Source organism: Streptomyces sp. NPDC021080 (assembly GCF_044333225.1).
In the GTDB taxonomy this organism is placed as follows: domain Bacteria; phylum Actinomycetota; class Actinomycetes; order Streptomycetales; family Streptomycetaceae; genus Streptomyces.
This window is the reverse complement of sequence record NZ_JBIRQM010000006.1, coordinates 181,704-205,071: the sequence shown is the minus strand read 5'-3', so window position 1 is coordinate 205,071 and position 23,368 is coordinate 181,704. Positions and strand designations below refer to the sequence as shown.

Genomic DNA, 23,368 nt, shown 5'->3' with positions numbered 1-23,368 from the left:
GGAGGCGGGCCCCGCGCATCCCCACGGCGTGCGGGGCCCGTACTCCCCGTACTCGGCGCACCCCCGGGGGCGGTGTGCCGGACCCCACGCGTAATAGGCTCAACCTCCGTATGTTCGGGCCTGGTTGGGGCGAAGGGTGGGGCTGGTCATGGGTGTGGCGATCCGGGTTGCGGGCGAGGCGGACCGGGAGTTGGTCGTCCGGCTGCTGGACGAGGCCTTCCAGGACGATCCGGTGAGCAACTGGGTCTTCCCCGCCCCGGCGCACCGCCGCGCGAAGCACCCCGCGCTGATGGCCGCCTTCACCGATGTCGTCCTCGCCGAGGGGCGCATCGATCTGGCCGAGGACGGTTCGGCGTGCGCCCTGTGGCTGTCCGTCCCCGCCGCCGGGAACCACGACGGCGGGTCCGGGGGCGACATCGGGGGCGGCGCCGGGGGCGGCGCGGCGGACGAGGACGGTCCGGCGCAGCTGCGCGCGGCCGTCGACCCGGACAACGAACGCGTCGAACTGATCGGCCGGCTGACGGCGGACGTCCATCCCCAGGGGCGGGCCCACGCGTACCTGTGGATGATCGGGGTGGCGCCGGGGCGCCAGGGCCAGGGGCTCGGCGGCGCGCTGATCGAGACGGTCCTCGACCGCTGCGACCGCGAGGGGCTGGCCGCCTATCTGGAGGCGAGCAACGCCCGCAGCCGCGCGCTGTACGAACGCCTCGGCTTCGAGGTCGAGGGCAGCCCCCTCGACCTTCCGGACGGTCCGCGGATGTGGCCGATGTGGCGCGAGCCGCGTCCGGTGGGCCGGGCGTAGGCCCGGGGCCGGTTCCCGGCGTACGACAGGAAGCGGTGGGTCCGCCGTCCTACCCTGAAGGCATGGGCATCGATGAGCATGTATGTCCCGAATGCGGGCAGCCTGTCGCCACGACCGTGCACCGGTACAAGACCCTGGGCGCCTGGGTGCCCAAATGGGGCCCCGGCCCCTGCCGCAACCCGGACTGCGCGGCCTGCGCGTACGAGCCCGGACAGGGCCGCAGGCCTGGGGACGACCTGCCGCGGGAGGCCGCGGCGGAGAAGCCCCGACGCGCGGCACCGGACACCCCGCGCGGCGACGCGAAAAAGACGCGCACCGACGTGTAGAGAAACCCGGGCCGGCTCCGACGTCCCCTGTGAGAGCCGCCCACCACGGGCGGTCCGAACCGAGGAAGCCGAAGGAGCGGACTCATGAAGTACCTGGTGATGGTGCAGGGCACGCACGCCGACTACGAGGCCATGCGGGGCAAGGAGTCCGAAGGGTCCCCGGCCTGGACCGAACAGGAACTGCAGGCCATGTACGCCTACATGGGCGCGATCGGTGACGACCTCTCCGAATCCGGCGAGCTCGTCGACGCCCAGGGTCTGACCGATCCGGCGCTGGCCCGTCAGGTGTCCCTGGGCCCGGACGGCAAGGCCGTGATCACCGACGGCCCGTACAGCGAGACCAAGGAGCTGATGGCCGGCTACTGGGTGGTCGACTGCGCGAGCCTGGAGCGGGTCACCGAGATCGCCGAGCGGGTCACCCGCTGCCCGGGCCCCGAGGGCCAGACCGGCCGGCCCGTCGTCATCCGACCCGTCCAGGACGGTGCCGGGGACATCTGAGCGGGAGCGATGGGCACGACCGGGACCGAGGACCTGCTGCGCCGCCACGCGCCGCAGGTCCTCGGCGCGCTCGTCCGCCGCTACGGGCACTTCGACGCGGCCGAGGACGCCACACAGGAGGCGCTCCTCGCGGCCGCCGGGCAGTGGCCCGCGAAGGGCGTGCCGGACAACCCGCGCGGCTGGCTGATCAAGGTCGCCTCGCGGCGGCTCGTCGACGCCCTGCGCGCGGACCGGGCGCGGCGGCTGCGTGAGGAGAAGGCCGCGGCGCTGACCCCGCGGGACGCCTTCACGGTCCCGCCGCCCGGCGCGGACCGTGCCCCGTCCCAGGACGACACCCTCTCCCTCCTCTTCCTGTGCTGCCACCCGTCCCTGTCCCCGGCCGCGCAGATCGCCCTCACCCTGCGCGCGGTCGGCGGACTGACCACGGCGGAGATCGCGCGGGCGTACCTGGTGCCCGAGGCGACCATGGCGCAGCGGATCAGCCGGGCCAAGCAGCGGGTACGCGACGTCGGACTCGGCCGCCCCGACCACTGGGAGCAGCGGCTGCCCGCCGTCCTGCACACCCTCTACCTGATCTTCAACGAGGGGTACACGGCGACCTCGGGCGCCGCGCTCCAGCGTGCCGAACTCGCCCGGGAGGCCATCCGGTTGACGCGCACGGTCCGGCACCTGCTGCCCGAGGACGGCGAGGTGACCGGCCTGCTCGCGCTGATGCTGCTCACCGACGCCCGGCGCGCCGCGCGGACCGGCCCGCACGGGGAACTCGTCCCCCTCGACGAACAGGACCGCGCCCGCTGGGACCGGGACGCGATCGAGGAGGGGGTGGCGCTGGTGACCGAGGCGCTGGCGCTCGGACCGGCCGGCCCCTACGCGCTCCGGGCCGCGATCGCCGCGGTCCACGACGAGGCGCCCTCGCCGGAGGCGACGGACTGGACCGAGATCCTCGGCCTGTACGACCTCCTCGTCCGCCGGGTCCCGGGCCCCGTCGAACACCTCAACCGCGCGGTCGCCGTGGCCATGGTGCACGGGCCGCGCGCCGCGCTCGCCGAACTCGACCGGCTGGAGGGCGCGTCCGCCGCCGGGCACCGGCTGGACGCGGTCCGGGGCCACCTGCTGGAGCGCGCGGGCGATCCGGAAGCGGCCCGGGACGCCTACGCGTCGGCCGCGGCCAGGACCCTCAGCCTGCCCGAGCGGCGCTATTTGGAAGTGCGCGCGGCCCGGCTGCGTGCGTAGCGTGGTCCGCATGTCCGAACCTCTGCTGCACCTGACCGAGCGTTCCCTGTGGGAAGCGGCCCGCGCGTCGGGCGCCTTCGAGATCTCCACCCGCGGCCGGACCCTGCAGGAGGAGGGCTTCATCCACTGCTCGCTGCGCCGCCAACTCCCCGCCGTGGCCGCCATGGTGTACGGCTCCTACACCGGACCCGACGAACTCGTGGTCCTCGTGATCGACGCCGAACGGCTCACGGCACCGGTCCGCTTCGAGGCGATGAAGCCCGGCGGGGAGGAGTTCCCGCACGTCTACGGGCCGATCGCGGTCGACGCCGTCGTGGACGTGGAGGTCTGGGACCAGGGCGGGGCGGCCCGGGCCTGACCGCGCGGGGGCCTGCCGCGAACGCCGGCTACGGCAGGCTGCCCGTCACGGGATCGCGTCCGGTCAGGCAGTAGACGCCGCCGACGGGGTCCCGCATCACCGTCCAGCGAGCACCCCGCCCGACCGCCGTCGCCCCGAGGGCCTCGTGGGCGGCCCGGACCGCCTCGACGTCCGAGCAGGCGAGGTCCAGGTGGGCCGAGGTGGGGCGGTCGGTGCCGAGGCGCTGCAGCAGGATGCGCAGCGGCAGCCCGGCGGGCGGCCTGATCAGATGGAACTCCGGCAGCGCTCCGGGGAGGGACTCCCACCCCGTGAGCCCGCTCCAGAAGACGGTCTCGGCGTCGAACACGTCCGGTGCCAGGTCGATGCTCACCTGGTCGAGCCGGCTCGTCGTCCCGCCCGGCCCCTCGGTGACCGGCGGCCGCTCGGACTCGCCCTCCCAGGGAACCGCGCAGAACAACTGGCCGCCGGGGGAACGCAGTACGGCCCATCCGCCGTGGTCCGCCACGACCGTGGCGCCCAGCCGCAGCGACCGCTCCACCAGCGCCGGCACGTCCTCGACGGACAGGCACAGATGGGCGCCCCCGGGACCGTCCCCGATGCCCTGCGCCTTCACGCAGGCGTCGCCCTCGCCGGGCAGCAGCGTCACGAACTCGCCGCGCTCGCCCCGGGGTTCGGACAGTGTCGTGCCGGTGACCGCCGTCCAGAAACCGAGCGCGGGTCCGAGGTCCGCCGCGGGCCGGTCGACGAAGACATGGGTCCACCGGACGACCGGGCCCGTGGCCTGCGGGATGTTCTCCGCCTCGCCGCCGCCGTGGCTCATACCGTCTCCTGTGCGATCAGGGCGCGCAGCGACGCCGTCATCCGCGCGACGAAGGAGTCCCGGGCCTCGGGGGAGAGGACGTCCAGGGACAGATACGGGTTGAGGTCCTCCAGCTCGACGAGCAGCAGCTCGCCGCCGGGAGCACGGCAGGCGTCCACGCGCTGGATGCCGTACGCGATGTCGTTCCAGTCGACGAACCGCTGCGCGAACTCCCGGTCCTCGTCGGTCGGTTCGTAGGGCTCCAGGGCCCAGCGCCGCTCCGGGTCGGGCGCGTACAGGGCGTACTGCAGGGTGTGGTCGACGAAGTAGAACGACACCTCGTAGCGGAACTCGACGCGCGGCTGGACGAGGACGTCGCCGAACGGCAGGGCGGCGAGCCTCTCGCGCGGCACGAACTCCAGGCCGATGGAGTCCGCCCCCTGCTTCGGCTTCACCACGTACACGTCGGCCTCGGGCAGCAGGTCCAGGTCCTCGGCGCGGTCGACGGTCGGGATGACGGGGAACCCGGCCGCGGTCAGCTCCAGCAGGTAGCCCTTGCCGGCCATGTCCCCCTTGCCCGACAGCTGGTTGTAGACGCGGACCCCCGCCGCGAGCGCCCGCTCGCGGAACGCGTCGTACGCGGCCTGGTAGTGCAGGACCGGCCCGCTGTTGCGTACGACCACGGCGTCGAAGCCGGTCATCAGCGCGGCCGCGTCCAGCGGGTGGCAGACGGCGATGTCGAACGCCTCGCGCAGCCGCGAGGTCAGGGCGATGTCCTCGTCGCAGTACCGCCGCCCTTTGGCCGGATAGGCCAGGTCGCTGACGAACAGGACGCGGGGGCGAGCGGACGGCACGAGTGGCTCCTCGGGGCTTCGGACGGTTCCCCGCGCGGGCGGATCACGCCCGCGCGGCACACGGACGTAGTGTCCCTCCCGCGCGGTCCCGCCCCTCCGCCGCCCCCCGGCGGACATCCGCGGACCCCCGGGAACGCCGGCCGGTCCCGCGGCCCCGGAGGAGCGCCGGGCCGTCCGTGGGTCCTCCCGGTCAGCCGGCGGCGCGCTTCTGCGTGAAACGCAGGAGGTTGCCCGCCGGGTCGCGGAACGCGCAGTCCCGCAGGCCGTACGGCTGGTCCTCGGGCTCCTGGACGACGTCGGCGCCCGCGGCGCGGACCCGTTCGAACAGCTCGTCGCAGTCGGTCGTCGAGAAGATCACGCCGCGCAGCATCCCCTTGGCCAGCAGCTGGGCCATGGCCTGCTTGTCCGCGGGAGAGGCGTCCGGGTCGGCCCCCGGGGGTTCCAGGACGATCTCCACGTCCGGCTGGAGCGGCGAACCGACGGTGACCCACCGCATCCCCTCGAACCCGACGTCACCCCGGACCTCCATGCCGAGCACGTCACGGTAGAAGGCGAGCGCCTTGTCGTGGTCGTCGACGGAGATGAAGCACTGGGACAGTTTCAGATCCATGCGTCCAACCTAATGCCGAGGCTCGCGCCTTCGCGGCGGAGCGACGGGGTTCGGGCGGCGTCCGCTAGAGGCGCGTGCCCGGTTCCGCCTCCGGGTTGCGGTGGCGGGCCGGGCGGGTGAGCCGGCGGGACACGCAGGAGGGGATGGGGGCGCCGTGGTCGTGCGGGCGGGCCCGGTACGCGCTCGGGGTCTCGCCCACCAGCTCCGTGAACCGGGAGCTGAACGAACCGAGCGAGGTGCAGCCCACCGCGAAGCACACCTCGGTCACCGTCATGTCGCCGCGCCGCAGCAGCGCCTTCGCGCGCTCGATCCGGCGGGTCATCAGATAGGTGTACGGGGTCTCGCCGAACGCCTCCCTGAAACTGCGCTGGAAGTGTCCGGGCGACATCAGCGCGGTGCGCGCGAGCGTGGCCATGTCCCACGGCTCGGCGTACTCACGGTTCATCCGGTCGCGCGCCTGCCGGAGCCGGACCAGGTCCTCGAGCGGTCTGGGATTCGCCACGTCCCCAGAATGGCACAACGGACCGCCGTCCCCCGGGGGATCACTGGCCCGGGGGACGGCGGTGGTCGTTCGTGCGCGGGGGTGTCCGTGCCGTCAGGCGGCGAGGACCTTCGCCTTGGCCTTCTCGAACTCCTCGGCCGTGATGTGGCCGTGGGTCTTGAGGTCCGCGAGCTTCGCCAGTTCGTCGGCCTTGCCGGTGCTGCCGCCGGCGGTCTCACGGATGTAGGCGTTCATGTCCTCCTGGTTCTTCTGGATGCGCCGCATCTCGCGCTCGCCCATGCCGCGGCCCCGCGCGATCAGGTACACGAAGATGCCCAGGAAGGGCAGGATGACGACGAAGACGCACCAGCCCGCCTTGCCCCAGCCGTTCAGGTCGTCGTCGCGGAAGATGTCCCCGATGACGCGGAACAGCAGCATGAACCAGAGGATCCAGAGGAAGAACCACATCGTGGTCCAGAAGACCTGCAGCAGGGGGTAGTCCGCTGCCAGATTGACCGTCGAGCCGTTCATGGTCGAACTCCTGTCGGTTGTGCGACATCTCCGCGAGCGTTGCCAAGGTGTCGGGCGGATCGAACTGTCGCCGGGCGCCGGGTCGCGATCTCGGGGATTCCGCCCAGGTCCGGCCGGCGTGGGGTGCGGCCGGCCGAACGGCCTGGGGGGTCAGTGCGCAGAGCGCGGTGGTGTGGCGGACGGGGACGGTGCTGCGGTGTCCGCCGGCGGACAGACGCTCGAAGGCGGGGGGCGAGCGGGACCCCCCGGACACACGGGACGGGCCGTCACGGGGCCGCCCGGTGTGCTCGGCGTGAGCGGTGCGACGTTCGAGGCGTCGTCCGGGGGCGGCAGCGGCCGCATCGACGGCGTGCGCCGCGGGGATCCCGAGGGCCGCGGTGCCGCGAAGGACCGTCCGGGGTCCTTCGGGCCGTGGCGGACGGGCCCGGGGCGCGGCGCACCCGGCACGGGCCGGATCTGCCGCTGGATGCAGGCCATGAGCGGTGCCCTCTCTGACGCGTGACGTCTTGCTCCGGCTCCAGAGTGCGGTCACCCCCCGCCCCGACGGATCACCCTCCGCGGGTGAGCTCGCACATCCGCCGTCACGGACTTCCGGACGGGGGCGGTCCGGCCCTCCGGGGCCCTCCGGGGCCTTCGGCGCCCCGCTCACCCGCCGTCCGGTGGCTCCCGGCCCGTCCGGCCCGCGCCGCCTTCCGCCGGGCCCGTACCGCCTTCCGCGTGTGACGCGTCCTCCCCGCGGTTCCCTCGTTCCTCGGCGAGGATGTCCCGCAGCCGGGGAAACCGGGCGTCGAGTTCCTCGTCCACCCAGGCCAGACGCCTGGCGATCGGCTGGTCGGGGCGGCCGTGGCCCGTGCCGCGCAGGTCCTCCAGGAGCGTGCGGAGACGGATGAGGACCATCGGGGAGTTCCGGGCCGCCGGGATCACGTCGTCGAGCGCGGTCCGCAGGAAGTCCTCCCATCCGGGCAGCGGCACGAGCACCCGTACGGTGCCCGCCCGGTCGGTGACCTCACGCGGCCGGGCCCGCGCCGGGGCCGGCCGGCGCAGCAGATCCTCCAGGGCGTCCAGTGCCTGCACCGCCGTGGCGGGGTCGTTGACCGCCGGGGACAGCGCCCTGAGCGCGATGTCGGCGAGCAGCCGGAACGCGAGTTCCGGGTCCTGGTCGAAGACCCGCTCGGCGCCGGTCTCCAGGCCGCGCAGGACGGCGGAGCCGGGGAGTTCGCCGTCGTAGACCTCGGCGACGGTGATGCCGTACCGCAGGGCGGTGCCGGGGCCCACCCGCAGGACGACGACCGCGTCCGCCGCCCGCGCGGCACCCGCCAGCCGGTCCGTGTCCACGCGCTGCAGCACCGTGCCGGCGCCCGTCCAGCCGACCGTGGACCGCAGCCGGTCCGGACCGGGACCGGCCGGGCCTCCCCGGCTCCCGGGGGCGTCCGGGTTCCCGGGGCCCGCGACACCTTCCGGTCCGCTCGCGTCGAGGGCGTCGAGGGCGTCGAGGCCGGTCCGGCCCCGTTCGGAGACGGAGCGGAGCACCGGGGCCAGCTGGATCGCGGCGACGGCCTGGAGCAGAAGGCCGCGCAGCAGCGCCAGCAGCAGGAGCAGCAGGACGCCCGCGCAGACCGGCACGATCACCGAGACGTGCTCCCGGCCGGCGACATCCAGGGCCGCGGTGGCGCAGAAGGCGGTCAGGCCGACGACGAAGGCGAAGGTCCGCCAGACGATCGGCGCGTCCCGGAACAGGGTGAGCCGTGGGGTGAAGGTGGTGGCGGCCCACTGCACCACGAGGAACAGGACGGAGAAGACGACGGTGGCCGCGCCGAGCACCCCGAAGCCGGTCGCGAGCAGCAGCTCGGCCACCGGGCGGGACGGCAGCACGGGCCCGCGGCGGATCTCCGGGACGACCAGGCCGAGGCCCAGTCCGACGCCGGTGGACACCAGTTGGAGCAGACCCGCGCGCAGCCGCCGGCGCCGGCGGAACGCGGCGCGGCCGGTGCGGACGGAGGCGTTCCGGTCGACTGGCGCGGATGCGTTCATCGGGCATCCTCCGAGGCGGTCCCGGGCCCGGCGGAACGCGGACCCGCCCCTCAAGGTTCACCGCCCGCACGACCCCCCGCATCACCGCCCCCGCGTCCCCTCACCCGCCGGGGTGAGCCCCCGCCGCCTCACCCGCCGGAGGTGAGCACCGCGTCCGCTCACCCTTTTCGGATTTTCCGGCCTTTTTCCGTGCCCGGAGGGGGCGCGGTGCCGGGGCGCGGGTGGAAGGTGGAGAGGCGAGGGTGTGAGTGTGGTTTCCGAGGCAGGCGGATGTCGCCCGCACCGGGGGATGCCACATCGGCGCGCGCGGCCGACGATGGCAGGGCATCGCAGCGGACCCGCGCCCCGGCCCCGAGGGAAGTGCTCGTATGCGCTACGAATTCCGCATCGCCGGCATTGTTTCGGACACGCTCGCCTCGGCCTTCGCCGAACTCGACAGGGTTCGTACGAAAGAGCAGACCCTGTTCTTCGGCACCGTGATCGACGACGCCCATCTGTACGGACTGCTCACCCGGTTCCAGGCACTGGGGCTGCGGGTGATCGAGATGCGCCAGCTGCCCGTGTGACCGGGGCACACCGGCCGGCCCCGGAAAAGCAGTACGCACCCGGACCGTCGAACCGCCGGGAACGGCGGCTCGCGGACCGGGTGCGGACAGGTGGGCGACGCGATCCGCGAGGACGCGGTTCGCACGGCCCGGGCGAAGGTCAGGCCTTCTTGGTCTCCCAGAAGATCTTGTCGATCTGGGCGATGTAGTCCAGCGCCTTCTGGCCCGTCGCCGGGTCGGTGGACGCCTTCGCGGCCGAGAGGGCCTTGAGGGTGTCGTTCACCAGCTGGTGCAGCTCCGGGTACTTCTCGAAGTGCGGGGGCTTGAAGTAGTCGCTCCAGAGCACCGACACATGGTGCTTGGCGAGCTCGGCGCGCTGCTCCTTGATGACCGTGGCGCGGGCCTGGAAGTGCGGGTCGTCGTTGCCGGCCATCTTGTCCTGGACGGCCTTGACCGACTCCGCCTCGATGCGGGCCTGGGCCGGGTCGTACACGCCGCAGGGCAGGTCGCAGTGCGCGCTGACCTTGACCTTGGGGGCAAACAGGCGGGAGAGCATTGAGCTGTCCTTCCTCGTGATCGTCTTCTCAGGTGGGACATTACTCCGTAGGAGAGGTGTTTTCGCGGGTGCCCCCATGGGCTTACGACAAAAGTCCGGGGTGAAACTGGGACTGGTGGAGGATAGGACCGGGGAGGTGCCGTTGATGCCGGAGCTGTCGCGGGAGACCGAACGCGGGAAGGCTCTGCTGCCGTTCGGGGCGGCGGAGGTGACGGGCCCCTCGATGGTGCCCACACTCCAGCACGGGGACCGGCTCCTCGTTCAGTGGGGGGCGAGGGTGAGGCCGGGCGATGTCGTCGTCCTGCGGCACCCGTTCCAGCAGGACCTGCTCGTCGTGAAGCGGATCGCCGAACGGCGTGACGGCGGCTGGTGGGTGCTCGGGGACAACACGTTCGCGGGCGGGGACAGCACCGACTACGGAACCGTTCCCGAGGAACTCGTCCTGGGAAAGGTGCGGTTCCGTTTCCGGCCTCCGGCGGCGGGTCAGCGCTCCCCGTTCGGCGTCGTCCGCTGGGTGCTGGCGGCCGCGAGGCCGGTGCTTCCGGCCCGGTCGGCCTCCAGGCGCTTGCGGGCGCGGTAGGCCGCGACGTTGGCACGGGTCGCGCAGCGGTCCGAGCAGTAGCGCCGGGAGCGGTTGGTCGAGGTGTCCAGGTAGGCGTTGCGGCACGGGGCGGCCTCGCACAGGCCGAGCCGGTCCACGCCGTACTCGGTCAGATGGAAGGCGAGGCCCATCGCCGCGATCGCCGCGTAGCCCGCGGTCGCGTTCGACGGGTGGTCCGCCAGGTGCATGTGCCACAGCGGGCGGCCGTCGTCGTCGCGGTGGTCGTGCCCCGAGATCTGCGGGCTCACCGGGAACTCGAGGAGCAGGGAGTTCAGCAGGTCCACGGCGAGGGTCTCCTCGCCGCCGGCCGCCGCCTCGAAGACCGCGCGCAGCCGTCCCCGTACCGAACGGAAGCGGGTGACGTCCGCCTCCGCGGCACGGCGGGCCGCCGAGGCGTTGCCCCCGAACAGGTCACGGACGGCCTCGACCGAGGTCAGCGAGTCCTTGCCCCGGACCGGTTCCTCGGTGTTGACGAGGCGGACGGCGTAATCCGAGTAATAGGCCAGTTCCACTTGTAGTCCTTACGGGGGCGCTCTATCGTCGTGGCGGTGGTCAGGTAACAGCTGATCGCACTTACAGGGTATTACGTGGTCGACTGGAGGAGGGGCTTTCATGGCCATCGGCACCGGGACCGACTGGCAGGCCTGGCAGCGGAGCTGGGACCGGCAGCAGGAGTGGTACATGCCGGACCGCGAGGACCGCTTCCGGGTGATGCTCGACATGACCGAGGCGCTCGCCGGACCCGCGCCCCGCGTCCTCGACCTCGCCTGCGGCACCGGCACCGTCACCGCCCGGCTGCTCGCCCGCCTCCCCGGCGCCACCAGCACCGGCGTCGACCTCGACCCCGCCCTCCTCGCCATCGCCGAGGGCACCTTCGCCGGCGACGACCGCGTCCGCTTCGTCACCGCCGACCTCAAGGACCCCACCTGGCGTGACCGGCTCCCGTACGACACGTACGACGCCGTCCTGACCGCCACGGCCCTGCACTGGCTGCACAGCGAACCCCTCGCCGCCCTCTACGGCCAGATCGCCGAACTCGTCCGCGACGGCGGTGTGTTCATGAACGCCGACCACATGCCCGACGGGACGACACCCCGGATCGACGCCGCCGAGCGCGCCCAGCGGCACGCCCGCATGGACCGAGCCAAGCGGGACGGCGCCCTCGACTGGGCCGAATGGTGGGAGGCGGCCGCCCAGGACCCCGTCCTCGCCGCCCCCACCGCCCGCCGCTTCGAGATCTACGGCGAGCACGCCGACGGCGACACGCCCTCCGCCGACTGGCACGCGCGCGTGCTGCGCGAACAGGGCTTCGCCGAGGCCCGGGCGGTATGGCGCTCCCCTTCGGACGCACTGGTGCTCGCGGTCAAGTAGCCCGCGCGGGAGCCCTGTTGGAGGCGGTACGGAAAATCCGTACCGCCTCTTCCGCGTCCTGCGGCACCTCCCGCCGCACTGGAAGGGTGAGACGGTCCGCGAGCGCGGGCCGGGAAGGGGGCGGGATGACGCGCGGCGAGGAAGCCGCTCTGCACGCTTTCGTGGAGGGCAGACGACCGGCCCTGTTCCGCAGTGCCTATCTGCTGTGCGGCAATCGCGACGAGGCGGAGGACCTCGTCCAGACGACGCTGGTGAAGGTCGTCCTCGGCGCGCGGCGGCACGGACGCCTCGAAAGTCTCGAGGCCTACGCGCGCAAGACGCTGGTCAACACCTTCATCTCCGCCCGCCGCCGGTTCTGGCGGCGCGAGCACGCGTACGGCGAGGTGCCGGACGTGGCGGGGCGGTCGGTCGACAGCGACACCGGACTCATGGTGCGGGCCGCGCTCGCGGAACTCGCGCCGAAACAGCGGGCCGTGCTCGTCCTGCGCTACTGGGAGGACCTGAGCGTGGCCGCCACGGCCCAGGTCCTCGGGATGCGGGAGAGCACGGTCAAGAGCCACACGGCCAGGGGACTCGCGGCACTGAGGGCCGCGGTGCGGGAGGAATACGCATGAATCAGGAAGCGGAGACGGAGTACGTGAGGGAACTGCTCGGGCGGGCCGTGGACGAGGTCGAGGTGCCCGGGAGCCGGGGCAGCGAGACGGTCTTCGCGAAGGCCTCGCGGGTGCGGTGGCGCCGGCGCACGGCGGCGACCGGCGCCGTCGCGGCGGCCGTCGCGGCCGGTCTGGTCTTCGGGCCCGGCATGCTGGACGACACCGGGCACGGCGCGAGCGTGGCGAGCACGCCCACGGCCGGTGAGTACACGACCAAGGCGGGCCGCTTCGCGAAGCTGCTCCCCGCCGGGACCGGGAAGATCAGCGAGATCTCGCTGGTGCGTCTGTTCAAGCAGGCGCCGAAGGCCCCGGAGCCCGAGCCGGTCGGTCCGTACGACGGTGCCTACGCCGTCGCCCGGCCCGGCGGGGTCGGCTACATCGCCGTGGGCGTGGTCACCGCGTCCGGGATCGCGACGAAGACGGGCGGCAAGGGCCTGGGCAACCCCTGCAAGGACGCCCCCAAGGACGGGCGCCTCGGCTGCACCACACAGAAGCTGTCCGACGGCAGCCTTCTGGCCCTCTGGGAGACGCCTCCGACCGATCCCGCCCTGCACCCGGTTCCGGCCGGGGGACGGGAGCTCGACGCGCGCCTGGTCCTGAAGGACGGCAGCTTCGTCGAGGTGCGGGCCAGCACCGGGTTCCAGGGCAAGGGGCAGCTCGGCCCGCTGCTCAGGACCCCGCCGCTGACCCGGGCCCAGCTGGGCAAACTGGTCCAGAACCCGGCGCTGCGCAAGTAGCGGGAAGGGCTCGGCGACAGGGCTCGACGACGGGGGACCGGAACGGACATGGGGAAGGGGCGGTACGGGAGACCCGTACCGCCCCTTGTTCCTGCGCCCGGGGGCGCGGGTGTTCCGGTCAGAGAACCTTGGACAGGAACGCCTGGGTCCGTTCGTGCTGCGGGTTCGTCAGGACGTCGCGCGGGTTGCCGGACTCGACCACCACACCGTCGTCCATGAAGACCAGGTTGTCGCCCACCTCGCGGGCGAAGCCCATCTCGTGCGTGACGACGATCATCGTCATGCCGTCCTCGGCCAGGTCCCGCATCACGTCCAGGACCTCGCCGACGAGCTCGGGGTCGAGAGCCGAGGTCGGCTCGTCGAAGAGCATCAGCTTGGGCTGCATCGCCAAGGCACGGGCGATGGCCACGCGCTGCTGCTGGCCGCCGGAGAGCTGCGAGGGGTAGTGACCCTTGCGGTCCCCGAGGCCCACCCGGTCCAGAAGCCGCTCGGCGCGCTCCCGGGCGACCGCCTTGGTCTCCTTCTTGACCTGGACCGGCGCCTCCATGACGTTCTCCAGAGCCGTCATGTGCGGGAAGAGGTTGAAGCGCTGGAACACCATGCCGATGTCCCGCCGCTGCGCCGCGACCTCCTTCTCCTTCAGCTCGTAGAGCTTGTCGCCCTTCTGCCGGTAGCCGACCAGGTCGCCGTCGACGTACAGCTTTCCGGCGCTGATCTTCTCCAGGTGGTTGATGCACCGCAGGAAGGTGGACTTGCCGGAACCGGACGGGCCGATCAGGCAGAACACCTCGCGCGGGTTCACCACGAGGTCGATGCCCTTGAGGATGTGCGCGAGCCCGAAGGACTTGTGCACGCCCTCGGCCCTGACCATGGGCGCGCCGCTGTTCGACGGCGTGACGTCCTTGCTGAGACCGGTCATCGGGCCACCTCCGGGCGGCGGAACGAACCGAACATTCGGAGGTTCTTCTTCAGACGCTGGAGGGGCGTCGGCGGCAGGTTGCGCGTCGAACCACGGGCGTAACGCCGTTCGATGTAGTACTGCACGATGCTGAAGATCGTGGTCAGGAACAGGTACCAGATGCAGGCGACGAAGTACATCTCGACGACCGCCAGCGAGGTGCTGGAGATGTCCGTGGCCTTCTTGATGATCTCCGGCAGCTGGACCGCGTAGGCCAGCGACGAGGTCTTCAGCATGTTGATGAACTCGTTGCCGGTCGGCGGGATGATCACCCGCATGGCCTGCGGGAGGACCACCCGGCGCAGCGTCTTGCCCTGGGTCATGCCCAGCGCGTGCGACGCCTCCGTCTGCCCCTCGTCGACCGACTGGATGCCGGCGCGGACGATCTCCGACATGTACGCGGCCTCGTTCAGGCCGAGTCCCAGCAGCGCGGTGAGGATCGGGGTCATCACCTGGTTCATCTCGTTCTTGTAGAACCCCAGGTTCAGGACGGGGAACACGAGCGAGATGTTGTACCAGAGCAGCAGCTGGACCAGGACCGGGGTGCCCCGGAAGATCCAGATGTAGAACCAGGACACGGTGCTCGTGACCGGGTTCGACGACAGCCGCATGACGGCGAGGACCACGCCGAGGGTGACGCCGAGCACCATGGCCAGCACGGAGATGTACAGCGTGGTCCACGCGCCGGAGACGATGCCCGGGTCGAAGAGGTAGTCGGGGATGACGCTGTAGTTGATGTTCGCGTTGGAGAACGCGACAACGATCAGTGCTACGAGCGCGATGACCACGACGGCGGACAGCCAGCGGCCGTAGTGCCGCACGGGGATGGCCTTGATCTGCTCCGGCGGCAGCGTCGCCGCCGGAGTCTTGTCGACCGGATCAGTCACAGTGACAGCCCTTCAGTGTTGCTCGAACGCTGTTCAGGAGCCGCCGTTGACCTTGGCCTCGGTGACCGCACCCTGAGTGACGTTCCACTTCTCCAGGACCTTCTGGTAGTCACCGTTCTTGATGATCGCGGCCAGGGCGGCCTGGAGGGCGTCGCGCAGCTGGGTGTTGTCCTTGCCGATCGCGATGCCGTACGGGCCGGCCTCGATCTGCTCGCCGACGACCTCGAAGTCCTTGCCGCCGCCGGAGGTCTTCGCGTTGTAGGCCGCCACCGGGAAGTCGTTCAGGTCGGCGACGGAAGCACCCTGCTTCAGACGGAGCAGCGCCTCGGGGTCGGTGTCGAAGGTCTGCAGGGTGATGGCCTTCTTGCCGTCCTTCGTGCACTTCGTGCTCTGGGCCTTGGCGATGCCCTCGGACGTGGTGCCCTTCTGCAGCGCGACCACCTGGCCGCACAGGTCGTCCAGGGACTTGACGCCCTTGGGGTTGCCCTTCTGGACGAGGATCGAGGTGCCGGCGGTGAAGTAGTCGACGAAGTCGACACCGTTGCCGACCTTCTTGCCGGTGGCGGAGTCGACGCCGTTCTGGCGGTCCTTGGTGTCGCTCATCGCCGACATGAGCACCTGGAAGCGCTTGGCCTGCAGACCCACGATGAGGTTGTCGAACTTGCCGTTCTGGAACTCGAACTTCACGCCCAGCTGCTTGCCGAGGGCGTCGGCGATGTCGGGGTCGATGCCGACGGCCTTGCCGTTCTGGATGAACTCCACCGGCGGGTAGGCGATGTCCGAGCCCACCTTGATGACGCCCGCCTTCTTGATGTCGGCGGGGAGCTTGTCGGCGAGCGGTGCCGAGGCGGTGCCCGAGCTGCTGGTGTCGCTGCTCTTGTCCGTCTGGTCACCGCAGCCGGTGAGGACCAGCGCGCCGGCGACCGCGATCGCGCCGACCGCTGCTATCCGGGACTGTGCGGCCTTGGTACGACGGGTGGTGCGTGCGGTCATGAGGGTTCCTCCGGCGGATCTGGCTGTAGCCGATAGGTCGACGGAAACACACACCATCGAGTGTCGCGACCTCGTGTAATGACGGCATCTTGCCATTCGGACCGCGAGATTCAGGGTGAGCGCTATGTCAAAATCGGATAACGGGTGACCCCCGAACCACTACCGGGCGGTAGCGCTCGGCCGGATCATGTGCGGGAATCCTCCCTTCCGGCCGGAAGATCTTCGGTGCGTCGCGACAGGCGGAAGACCGCTACGCGGCACTTGTGTCAGAACGAGGACATGTCCGTATGTGTCAATGGATGCGGGCATGAGTCATCTCACCGATGTGTGATCTTGGCTCTATCGACTCGTCCTCGATGCCGTCCGTCCGGTAAGAAGGTTCTTTACACCCCTCATCCGGGGCTCAGGGCGCGTGTGCGGCGCGCCCGTCGCGCAGCGGCCCGTACGCAACCACGGCGGCAGGGCCTGCGCGGTGCCCGCCCACCCCTCAACCAGGAGTGGACACCCTCAAACAATGAAGACTTAAGGGGTAAACAAAGTGGCAGCGGAGATCGTCAATCCTCGCAGCGACAGCAGTACGGATCACGAAGGCGGGGCAGAGCCCCTCGATTCCTTCGACCCGGCTTTCGCGCTGCACCGCGGCGGCAAGATGGCAGTGCAAGCCACCGTGCCCGTCCGTGACAAGGACGACCTGTCCCTGGCTTACACGCCCGGCGTCGCGAAGGTGTGCAGCGCGATCGCCGAGCAGCCGGAACTCGTCCACGACTACACGTGGAAGTCGTCCGTGGTCGCTGTGGTGACCGACGGCACGGCAGTGCTCGGGCTCGGTGACATCGGCCCGGAGGCCTCGCTCCCCGTCATGGAGGGCAAGGCCATTCTGTTCAAGCAGTTCGGCGGTGTGGACGCGGTGCCGATCGCGCTCGCCTGCACCGGCGTCGACGAGATCGTCGAGACCGTGGTCCGGCTCGCTCCCTCCTTCGGCGGCGTCAACCTGGAGGACATCTCGGCACCGCGGTGCTTCGAGATCGAGCGCAAGCTCCAGGAGCGGCTGGACATTCCCGTCTTCCACGACGACCAGCACGGGACCGCGGTCGTCACCCTCGCGGCCCTGCGGAACGCCGCCAGGCTCACCGGGCGCTCGCTCGGCGACCTGCGCGCGGTGATCTCCGGGGCGGGCGCGGCCGGTATCGCCATCGCCAAGTTCCTGCTGGAGGCCGGCCTCGGCGATGTCGCGGTCGCCGACCGCAAGGGCGTCGTGTCGCGGGACCGGGACGACCTGACGGACGTCAAGCGCGAGCTGGCGGAGATCACCAACAAGGCGGGGATCTCCGGTTCGCTGGAGGAGGCGCTCGCGGGCGCCGACGTCTTCATCGGCGTCTCCGGCGGTACGGTGCCGGAGCCTGCGGTCGCCTCCATGGCGAAGGACGCCTTCGTCTTCGCGATGGCCAACCCGAACCCCGAGGTGCACCCCGACATCGCCCACAAGTACGCGGCCGTCGTCGCGACCGGGCGGTCGGACTTCCCGAACCAGATCAACAACGTGCTGGCCTTCCCGGGGATCTTCGCCGGTGCGCTCCAGGTCCGGGCCTCCCGGATCACCGAGGGCATGAAGATCGCCGCCGCCGACGCGCTGGCCGCGGTCGTCGGGGACGACCTCGCCGCGGACTACGTCATTCCCTCGCCGTTCGACGAGCGGGTGGCTCCGGCGGTGACGGCCGCGGTGGCCGCCGCCGCCCGGGCCGAGGGCGTCGCCCGCCGCTGAGCCGACGCTCACCGTGACCCCGCCGGGAGGCTTCCTCCCGGCGGGGTCGGCTTTTTCGCCCCCTCCGCCCCTACCCGTCCCGTCACGGGGGCGCTGCCCCCGGCCCCCCGCTCCTCGATCGCCGGAGGGGCTTGATCTTCCCGCCGGAGAGTTTCAGCCCGTCCGGCGTTTGAGGACGAGGCCGTTCAGGCCGAAGCGGGGGTCTGGGGGCGGCAGTCCCCAGGTATGGGACGGGTAGGGGCGGAGGGGGCGAAGGAGCCTGTGCCCGGGGCCACCCGGTCGGTGGGGGACGTGTCACAGGCGGAGACGGTTCCCCCGGCCGGGGGCGGAGCCTATCGTCAAGGTCATGTTCGCTGCCTATGCCGCCCGAATCGACCGTGACCAGCCGCTGAACGGCCTGGAGTTGGGGGAGCGCCCGGCCCCCGGACAGAGGCCGGGATGGACGACCGTGAACGTACGGGCCGCCTCCCTCAACCACCACGACCTCTGGTCGCTGCGCGGGGTCGGCCTCGCCGAGGACAAGCTGCCGATGATCCTCGGCTGCGACGCCGCCGGGATCGACGAGGACGGCAACGAGGTCGTCCTGCACTCCGTCATCGGCCAGAGCGGACACGGGGTCGGCCCCGAGGAGCCCCGGTCCATCCTCACCGAGCGCTACCAGGGCACCTTCGCCGAGCAGGTCTCCGTGCCGACGTGGAACGTCCTGCCGAAGCCCAAGGAGCTGTCCTTCGCGGAGGCCGCCTGTCTGCCGACCGCCTGGCTGACCGCGTACCGCATGCTGTTCACCAACGCCGGGGTGCGGCCCGGCGATTCGGTGCTCGTCCAGGGGGCCGGCGGGGGCGTGGCCACTGCCGCGATCGTGCTCGGAAAGGCCGCCGGGCTGCGGGTCTTCGCCACCAGCCGTGACGAGGCCAAGCGGAAGCGGGCGGTCGAACTCGGCGCCGTCGAGGCGCTGGAGCCCGGGGCGCGGCTGCCGCAGCGGGTGGACGCGGTCATCGAGACGGTCGGCGCCGCCACCTGGTCGCACTCGGTCAAGTCGCTGCGTCCCGGCGGAACCGTCGTGATCTCGGGTGCCACCAGCGGGGACCGGCCCTCGCACGCCGAGCTGACGCGGATCTTCTTCCTCGAACTCAAGGTGGTCGGCTCCACCATGGGCACGAAGGACGAGCTGGAGGACCTGCTGGCCTTCTGCGCGGCCACCGGGGTGCGGCCCGTCGTCGACGAGGTGCTGCCGCTCGACCGGGCCCGCGAGGGGTTCGAACGGCTGGAGTCCGGCGATCTGTTCGGCAAGATCGTGCTGACGGCGGGCTGATGGCGGGCTGACTGCCTCGGAGGAGTCGAGTCGAGTGGTGAAGGCGGGTCCGGCGTGCCGGACCCGCCTTTCGCATGTCCGGCAGCCAGGAGTGTCAATTTTGGTTGACATGGAGAGGGTGTCAACGTAGGTTGACATCATGACCGAAGCAACGGATCTCGCCGAGCGCGCGGGTGACCGCGATCCGCGGATCGGGCTGCGGGCGGTCTCCGCGCTGCGGAGGCTGTTGGAGCAGCTGGAGGCGGTACAGGTGCGCAGCGCGCGCAATCAGGGCTGGTCGTGGCAGGAGATCGCCGCGGAACTCGGAGTGAGCAGGCAGGCCGTGCACAAGAAGTACGGGAGGCAGTGATGTTCGAACGCTTCACGAAGGACGCGCGTGCCGTCGTCGAGGGCGCGGTGTCGCACTCCGGGCGGGTGGGGGCCGGGAGCGTCGAGGAGGAGCACATGTTGTTGGCCCTCCTCGACCGGGAGGGCAGCCGGGGTTCCTTCGCCCTGACATCGCTCGGGGAGGCCGGGTTCCGGGAGTCGCTGGAGCGGGACCTCGCCGAGGCGCGGCGCAGGGGCGGGCTCTCGCGCGCCGACGCGGACGCCCTCTCCGGGCTCGGTATCGACCTGTCCGAGATCGTCTCCCGGATCGAGGAGGCCCACGGGGAAGGGGCGCTGGAGTCGGGCGGGCGCGGCGGGAACGGCAGGCGCGTGCGGCGCCGGCCCTTCGGACAGGAGGCGAAGGACGTGCTGGTACGAGCCCTGCGGATCGCCGTCGCCCGACGGGACCGGCACATCGGGGACGAGCACCTGCTGCTGGCGATCACCTTGCGGGGCGGGGTCGCCGCCGAGGCACTGGCCGATCACGGCGTCACCTACGAGTCGGTGACCCGCGTGCTGTACGGCCCGTCCGGGGCGTCCGGCGAGGACGGCGTGGCAAAGGCGGGGTGAACCGGAGGCCGACCGGACCGGCGGGGCCGTGGGCGCGGCCCCGCCGATCCGGATGGCTCCCGGGCGGAAACGCCGGTGGAGCCGGACCTCCGGCCGGTGTGGCCTTCCGGTCGGCGCGCCGACCGGCGACGGCCGCTGAGCGTGGCCGGCGCCGACCGGCGTCGACCGGTGCTGGTCGGCACGGGTCGGGCCGGTCCGTGACAACCGGCGTGAACCCGGCCGACGGGGTCATGGGTGCCCCCGGCCCGTGAGGATCACCGGGGTGCCCGGCGAGAGCCGACGGGTGCCGGCCGACGCGGACCGGCGCCCGTCGGCGTTGGCCGCGGGGTCGGCGCCGGCCGGTGACAACCGCTGCCGACCGGGCCGGCGGGGCCATGGGTGAGGCCCGTCGGCCCGGGACCGGGTGCCCCGGGGGAGGATCGCCGGGGCCGGGGGACTACGGTCGCCCGCTCCGCAGGGCCGTGCCGATGTGGGCCGCCGCCGCCGACAGGTGGCGGCGGATGTCGCGGAGCTGGTCCTCCGTCACCCCGTGGTCGCGGGACGCGTCGCGGATGTCGTCACGGAAGCGGTCCAGCAGGCGGTCCAGGTCCCGGGCGGGGTTGCCCGTGGAGTCCTCGTGGGCCCAGGCGGGTTCGTACGCGGCGGGGAAGTCCTCCGGTGTGGCCGAGTACTCCGGCTCCACGGGTGCTCCGGACGGTGCCCGGCCGAAGCCGAACTCCTTGCCGAGGTCCTTGCCGAAGTTCTTCCCGAAGTCGCCGAACTCCTTGGCCAGTTCGGTCAGCCCCTCGCGCACGCCTGTCGGCCAGTCCCCGCGCGCGAAATGGTCCTGGACCTGGTCCTGGACGCGCTTGGCCATGCGCTGCATCTCCTCCTGGGCCTGCGCGCGGGCCTTCTCGTGCGCCTCCTTGGCCTGGCGGCGGGCACGCTGCGCCTCGTCACGGGCGCGGCGGCTCTCGTCCTTCGCGCGGCGGGCCTGCTCCTTCCACTCCTGACGGGCGCGCCGCATCTCCTCCTTCGCCGCCCGCCACGACTCCCTGTCCTGGAAGTCGTCGAGGCCGAACCCGCCCGCCGGATCGTCGTGCTGCTTCTGCCGGGCGCCCCCCGAGGAGCCGCGGCGCGCCTCCGTGGCCGCCTCCCGCATCTCGCGGCGCAGGTCACCGGCCGCGCCCCGGACGTCCGCGCGGATCTCCGCCGCGAGCTCCGCGACCGACTCGCGGATCTCTAGTTCCAGATCGGCCAGCTCACCGCTGCGGTCCGCCAGTTCGGCCCGGCCCGCGTCCGTGATCGCGTACACCTTCCGGCCGCCCTCGGAGGTGTGCGTGACGAGTCCCTCGGCCTCCAGCTTCGCCAGCCGGGGGTAGACGGTGCCCGCCGAGGGCGCGTACAGGCCCTGGAAGCGCTCCTCCAGGAGACGGATCACCTCGTACCCGTGGCGCGGGGCCTCGTCCAGCAGCTTGAGGAGATACAGGCGCAGTCGGCCGTGGGCGAAGACGGGGGCCATGTCAGAGCACCTTCTTGTCGGTCGCGGAGCCGGCCGGCCGGCCCTCGGCGGCGGCGTCGTCCCTGGTGTCGTCCGCGGTGTCGTTCGCGGTGTCGTCCGCGGTCGTGTCCGGGACGGCCGAAGGGGCCGCGTCCCGGGGCCCGGGAACATCCTCGTACGGCTCGTCCTCCGCCGGAGGCCTGCGCAGCAGGGCGATGGAGCCCGAGACGGTCATCGCCTTCAGCCGGCCGTTGCCCGCGCCGAGACGGCCGGTGATCTTCTTGGCGCCCCACTGGCCGTTGACCCGCAGGTCCTCGAAGGCGCTGGAGACGCTGCCGCTCGCGGTGTTGGCCTCGACCTCGGCGTCCGCGGGGTGGGGGAGCCGGATGGCGATCTCGCCCGAGACGTTCGACAGCCGGACGTCGGTGGGCGAGCCCGTGGCGTCCAGGTCCACGATCATCGAGCCGCTCACCGACTCGGCGCGCACGGAGGAGCCGGAGCCCTCGACGACGGTCAGGTCCCCGGAGACGGAGTTGAACCGGAGGTCGCCGGTGACGGCCTGAGCCTCCAGGTTCCCCGAGACGGTCTCCACGTGCGCGGGACCCGCGACGCGGACGAGCGTGGTGTCGCCGGTGACGCCCTTCACCTGGACCCGCCCGTCCACACCCGAGACCACGGCGGCGGCGCCGACCACGCCCACCTCGACGTGCGTGCCGGCCGGTACGGCCAGGGAGACCACGGCCGCACGACGCCAGCCCTTGCGGTCGAGCCACTTGAGGAAGCCCTTCCAGGGAAGGTCCTCGTAGGCCACCGTGAGCGTGCCGTCCTCCTGGGTCACCTGGAGCGGGGGGCCGTCCAGCTCGGACACCTCCAGCCGGGCGGAACCCTCGTCGGTCCCCACGACGTTCACTGTTCCGTTGACGATGCGCACGCGCAGCGTTCGCACCGGGCCGTCGAAGGAGAGCTTCCTCGGCTCTGTCACGGACCACTCGGACATGGTGCAGACCTCCTCGACCGGACCGGACCCTCGTGCGAGCCCGAACTCGACGCGCCATATCGCGTCTTCCGCATTCACGATATATCGCGGATACGGAAAGTCAAGACACCCGTTCTGGGGATCATTGCTGCATCGAAGTAGGCAAATCGCCCTAAAGTGGGGCTATGTCGACTGCCTCCGGCGCGTCCGGGCACGACCGTCCGGCCCCCGGCGCCCTGCTGCTGTGCCGGGCCCGTCCCGAGTCGGCCGGTCCCGCCGCCCAACTGCTGCGCGAGCGGATGCTGCTCGCCGGGGCGGGACCCGACTGGAGCGTGCTGGTCCCCGAGGGCAAACCCTGGCAGCACGGCACGGAACCCGTGGACCGCGTGCTCACCGGCTGGGCCGCCGCACTCGCCGTCGGCGCGCCCTGGCCCGTCCTCGCCCTGTGGTGGGACACCGACCGCAGCGGCTTCACCCTGGCCTCGGGTTTCCGCCGCACCGTGGGCTACGAATGGCTGGCGAACGGCACCCCGGTCGGCGAGGACGAGGCGATGCGCACCTTCGCCGCCCGGCTGGGCCTCGACCCGGTCCTCGACATGCAGGCGCTCGAACCGCTGACGCAGCCCGACCCGGCGGCCGACGCGCACGCGCGCGTGAGCGGGCTGCTCGCCGTCCTCACCCACGCGGGGGTGCTCCTCCCGGCCGGCGTCGAACCCGGGGAACCCGTGGACCGCCTCCGCGACGCGGTCCGGATCCGGCCCGACGCCGAGCAGATCGAGTGGTCCGGCTGGCGTGCCGCCGTGGGCGCCGAACTCGACGTGGTGGAGAGCGGGGGTCTCGGGCCCTGGCTGCGCGGCCCGAGGGCCCGCACCCTCGCCGCGGTCCAGCTGGCCGTCGGCCTCCCGCTCGCCGCCTGGGGAATCCGGCGGCACAGCGGCGGCTGGATCGCCGTCGGCGCGGTCCTGACGCTCCGCGGCGCCCTCGGCCTGGCGTACGACCAGCTGCGCGCCTACGACTGAGCGTCTTAGGCCCGAAAGCGGCGTCCGGGGCCGGGGCTCAGGCGAACCCGTACGAGCTC

29 protein-coding genes are annotated in these 23,368 nt (G+C 72.0%); 16 read left to right on the top strand and 13 right to left on the bottom strand.

Features of this window, described 5'->3' with window-relative positions; genetic code table 11:
- Positions 1-148: 148 nt before the first annotated feature.
- From ACH4S8_RS16730 to ACH4S8_RS16710, 5 genes are all read left to right on the top strand, one after another.
- Positions 149-802, top strand: a complete 654-nt coding sequence (locus ACH4S8_RS16730; RefSeq protein WP_398394455.1) for a GNAT family N-acetyltransferase — start codon at positions 149-151, stop codon at positions 800-802.
- 62 nt (positions 803-864) lie between these two features.
- Complete coding sequence (locus tag ACH4S8_RS16725; RefSeq protein ID WP_398394453.1) at positions 865-1,128, top strand: hypothetical protein; 264 nt, start codon at positions 865-867, stop codon at positions 1,126-1,128.
- An 84-nt stretch (positions 1,129-1,212) separates the two neighbouring features.
- Positions 1,213-1,626: a YciI family protein gene (locus tag ACH4S8_RS16720; RefSeq protein WP_398394451.1), complete on the top strand. Its 414-nt coding sequence runs from the start codon at positions 1,213-1,215 to the stop codon at positions 1,624-1,626.
- Between the two features lie 9 nt (positions 1,627-1,635).
- Positions 1,636-2,859, top strand: a complete 1,224-nt coding sequence (locus tag ACH4S8_RS16715) for an RNA polymerase sigma factor (protein WP_398394449.1) — start codon at positions 1,636-1,638, stop codon at positions 2,857-2,859.
- Positions 2,860-2,869: 10 nt separating this feature from the next.
- Entirely contained in the window at positions 2,870-3,217 is a 348-nt protein-coding gene (locus ACH4S8_RS16710) for a DUF952 domain-containing protein (protein ID WP_398394447.1), read from the top strand.
- 28 nt (positions 3,218-3,245) lie between these two features.
- Here ACH4S8_RS16710 and ACH4S8_RS16705 read toward each other — a convergent pair whose 3' ends face one another.
- The 5 genes from ACH4S8_RS16705 to ACH4S8_RS16685 all read right to left on the bottom strand — a co-directional run bounded on the left by ACH4S8_RS16705 (position 3,246) and on the right by ACH4S8_RS16685 (position 6,492).
- Complete coding sequence (locus ACH4S8_RS16705; RefSeq protein WP_398394445.1) at positions 3,246-4,037, bottom strand: VOC family protein; 792 nt, start codon at positions 4,035-4,037, stop codon at positions 3,246-3,248.
- On the bottom strand, positions 4,034-4,870 hold the full coding sequence (locus ACH4S8_RS16700) for a hypothetical protein (RefSeq protein ID WP_398394443.1): 837 nt from the start codon (positions 4,868-4,870) through the stop codon (positions 4,034-4,036). Before ACH4S8_RS16700 ends, ACH4S8_RS16705 begins: the two co-directional genes overlap by 4 nt.
- 190 nt (positions 4,871-5,060) lie before the next feature.
- On the bottom strand, positions 5,061-5,480 hold the full coding sequence (locus tag ACH4S8_RS16695) for a VOC family protein (RefSeq protein ID WP_398394441.1): 420 nt from the start codon (positions 5,478-5,480) through the stop codon (positions 5,061-5,063).
- 64 nt (positions 5,481-5,544) lie between these two features.
- Entirely contained in the window at positions 5,545-5,925 is a 381-nt protein-coding gene (locus ACH4S8_RS16690; RefSeq protein ID WP_339135756.1) for a helix-turn-helix transcriptional regulator, read from the bottom strand.
- 150 nt (positions 5,926-6,075) lie between these two features.
- Entirely contained in the window at positions 6,076-6,492 is a 417-nt protein-coding gene (locus tag ACH4S8_RS16685; protein WP_398394439.1) for an SHOCT domain-containing protein, read from the bottom strand.
- 292 nt (positions 6,493-6,784) lie between these two features.
- On the opposite strand from ACH4S8_RS16685, the gene ACH4S8_RS16680 reads away from it, so the two are divergent.
- Positions 6,785-6,994 (top strand): hypothetical protein, encoded by a 210-nt coding sequence (locus tag ACH4S8_RS16680; RefSeq protein WP_398394437.1) that lies wholly within the window; start codon positions 6,785-6,787, stop codon positions 6,992-6,994.
- Positions 6,995-7,137: 143 nt separating this feature from the next.
- On the opposite strand, the gene ACH4S8_RS16675 is transcribed toward ACH4S8_RS16680, so the two are convergent.
- Positions 7,138-8,523, bottom strand: coding sequence for a DUF2254 family protein (locus ACH4S8_RS16675; protein WP_398394435.1), 1,386 nt, complete (start codon positions 8,521-8,523; stop codon positions 7,138-7,140).
- Positions 8,524-8,891: 368 nt separating this feature from the next.
- On the opposite strand from ACH4S8_RS16675, the gene ACH4S8_RS16670 reads away from it, so the two are divergent.
- On the top strand, positions 8,892-9,089 hold the full coding sequence (locus ACH4S8_RS16670; protein WP_037620896.1) for a hypothetical protein: 198 nt from the start codon (positions 8,892-8,894) through the stop codon (positions 9,087-9,089).
- Positions 9,090-9,228: 139 nt separating this feature from the next.
- Here the strand turns inward: ACH4S8_RS16670 and sodN are convergent, their stop codons facing one another.
- On the bottom strand, positions 9,229-9,624 hold the full coding sequence (sodN, locus tag ACH4S8_RS16665) for a superoxide dismutase, Ni (RefSeq protein WP_053662116.1): 396 nt from the start codon (positions 9,622-9,624) through the stop codon (positions 9,229-9,231).
- A gap of 145 nt (positions 9,625-9,769) precedes the next feature.
- Here sodN and sodX point away from each other — a divergent pair, with 145 nt between their 5' ends.
- Complete coding sequence (sodX, locus tag ACH4S8_RS16660) at positions 9,770-10,204, top strand: nickel-type superoxide dismutase maturation protease (protein WP_398395047.1); 435 nt, start codon at positions 9,770-9,772, stop codon at positions 10,202-10,204.
- Here the strand turns inward: sodX and ACH4S8_RS16655 are convergent.
- Positions 10,108-10,737 carry a CGNR zinc finger domain-containing protein gene (locus ACH4S8_RS16655; protein ID WP_398394432.1) on the bottom strand — a complete coding sequence of 210 codons (630 nt, stop codon included), beginning with the start codon at positions 10,735-10,737 and terminating at the stop codon, positions 10,108-10,110. The genes sodX and ACH4S8_RS16655 overlap by 97 nt on opposite strands.
- Positions 10,738-10,837: 100 nt before the next feature.
- Here ACH4S8_RS16655 and ACH4S8_RS16650 point away from each other — a divergent pair, with 100 nt between their 5' ends.
- The 3 genes from ACH4S8_RS16650 to ACH4S8_RS16640 all read left to right on the top strand — a co-directional run bounded on the left by ACH4S8_RS16650 (position 10,838) and on the right by ACH4S8_RS16640 (position 12,986).
- Positions 10,838-11,596 (top strand): class I SAM-dependent methyltransferase, encoded by a 759-nt coding sequence (locus ACH4S8_RS16650; RefSeq protein WP_398394430.1) that lies wholly within the window; start codon positions 10,838-10,840, stop codon positions 11,594-11,596.
- Between the two features lie 125 nt (positions 11,597-11,721).
- The gene (locus ACH4S8_RS16645; protein ID WP_398394428.1) at positions 11,722-12,210 is read left to right on the top strand and encodes a SigE family RNA polymerase sigma factor; all 489 of its coding nucleotides are present in this window, start codon (positions 11,722-11,724) and stop codon (positions 12,208-12,210) included.
- Positions 12,207-12,986: a hypothetical protein gene (locus ACH4S8_RS16640; RefSeq protein ID WP_398394426.1), complete on the top strand. Its 780-nt coding sequence runs from the start codon at positions 12,207-12,209 to the stop codon at positions 12,984-12,986. The genes ACH4S8_RS16645 and ACH4S8_RS16640 overlap by 4 nt, the downstream gene beginning before the upstream one ends.
- Before the next feature lie 118 nt (positions 12,987-13,104).
- On the opposite strand, the gene ACH4S8_RS16635 is transcribed toward ACH4S8_RS16640, so the two are convergent.
- Genes ACH4S8_RS16635 through ACH4S8_RS16625 form a run of 3 tightly spaced genes read right to left on the bottom strand, consistent with a single transcriptional unit; the run spans position 13,105 to position 15,824 of the window.
- Positions 13,105-13,905, bottom strand: a complete 801-nt coding sequence (locus ACH4S8_RS16635) for an amino acid ABC transporter ATP-binding protein (protein ID WP_398394424.1) — start codon at positions 13,903-13,905, stop codon at positions 13,105-13,107.
- Entirely contained in the window at positions 13,902-14,831 is a 930-nt protein-coding gene (locus ACH4S8_RS16630) for an amino acid ABC transporter permease (RefSeq protein WP_398394422.1), read from the bottom strand. Before ACH4S8_RS16630 ends, ACH4S8_RS16635 begins: the two co-directional genes overlap by 4 nt.
- 33 nt (positions 14,832-14,864) lie before the next feature.
- Positions 14,865-15,824: an ABC transporter substrate-binding protein gene (locus tag ACH4S8_RS16625; protein WP_398394420.1), complete on the bottom strand. Its 960-nt coding sequence runs from the start codon at positions 15,822-15,824 to the stop codon at positions 14,865-14,867.
- A gap of 538 nt (positions 15,825-16,362) precedes the next feature.
- On the opposite strand from ACH4S8_RS16625, the gene ACH4S8_RS16620 reads away from it, so the two are divergent.
- The 4 genes from ACH4S8_RS16620 to ACH4S8_RS16605 all read left to right on the top strand — a co-directional run bounded on the left by ACH4S8_RS16620 (position 16,363) and on the right by ACH4S8_RS16605 (position 19,834).
- Positions 16,363-17,586 (top strand): NADP-dependent malic enzyme, encoded by a 1,224-nt coding sequence (locus ACH4S8_RS16620; protein WP_398394418.1) that lies wholly within the window; start codon positions 16,363-16,365, stop codon positions 17,584-17,586.
- Positions 17,587-17,932: 346 nt separating this feature from the next.
- Positions 17,933-18,898 (top strand): zinc-binding dehydrogenase, encoded by a 966-nt coding sequence (locus ACH4S8_RS16615; RefSeq protein ID WP_398394416.1) that lies wholly within the window; start codon positions 17,933-17,935, stop codon positions 18,896-18,898.
- A gap of 139 nt (positions 18,899-19,037) precedes the next feature.
- Positions 19,038-19,247 (top strand): helix-turn-helix domain-containing protein, encoded by a 210-nt coding sequence (locus ACH4S8_RS16610; protein ID WP_010984411.1) that lies wholly within the window; start codon positions 19,038-19,040, stop codon positions 19,245-19,247.
- Positions 19,247-19,834, top strand: coding sequence for a Clp protease N-terminal domain-containing protein (locus ACH4S8_RS16605; RefSeq protein ID WP_398394414.1), 588 nt, complete (start codon positions 19,247-19,249; stop codon positions 19,832-19,834). Before ACH4S8_RS16610 ends, ACH4S8_RS16605 begins: the two co-directional genes overlap by 1 nt.
- A 436-nt stretch (positions 19,835-20,270) precedes the next feature.
- Here the strand turns inward: ACH4S8_RS16605 and ACH4S8_RS16600 are convergent, their stop codons facing one another.
- Together ACH4S8_RS16600 and ACH4S8_RS16595 are read right to left on the bottom strand one after the other, a co-directional pair.
- Positions 20,271-21,335: a helix-turn-helix transcriptional regulator gene (locus ACH4S8_RS16600; protein ID WP_398394412.1), complete on the bottom strand. Its 1,065-nt coding sequence runs from the start codon at positions 21,333-21,335 to the stop codon at positions 20,271-20,273.
- A gap of 1 nt (position 21,336) precedes the next feature.
- The gene (locus ACH4S8_RS16595; RefSeq protein WP_398394410.1) at positions 21,337-22,311 is read right to left on the bottom strand and encodes a DUF4097 family beta strand repeat-containing protein; all 975 of its coding nucleotides are present in this window, start codon (positions 22,309-22,311) and stop codon (positions 21,337-21,339) included.
- A 164-nt stretch (positions 22,312-22,475) separates the two neighbouring features.
- On the opposite strand from ACH4S8_RS16595, the gene ACH4S8_RS16590 reads away from it, so the two are divergent.
- Entirely contained in the window at positions 22,476-23,309 is an 834-nt protein-coding gene (locus tag ACH4S8_RS16590; RefSeq protein WP_398394408.1) for a hypothetical protein, read from the top strand.
- Positions 23,310-23,368 lie beyond the last annotated feature (59 nt).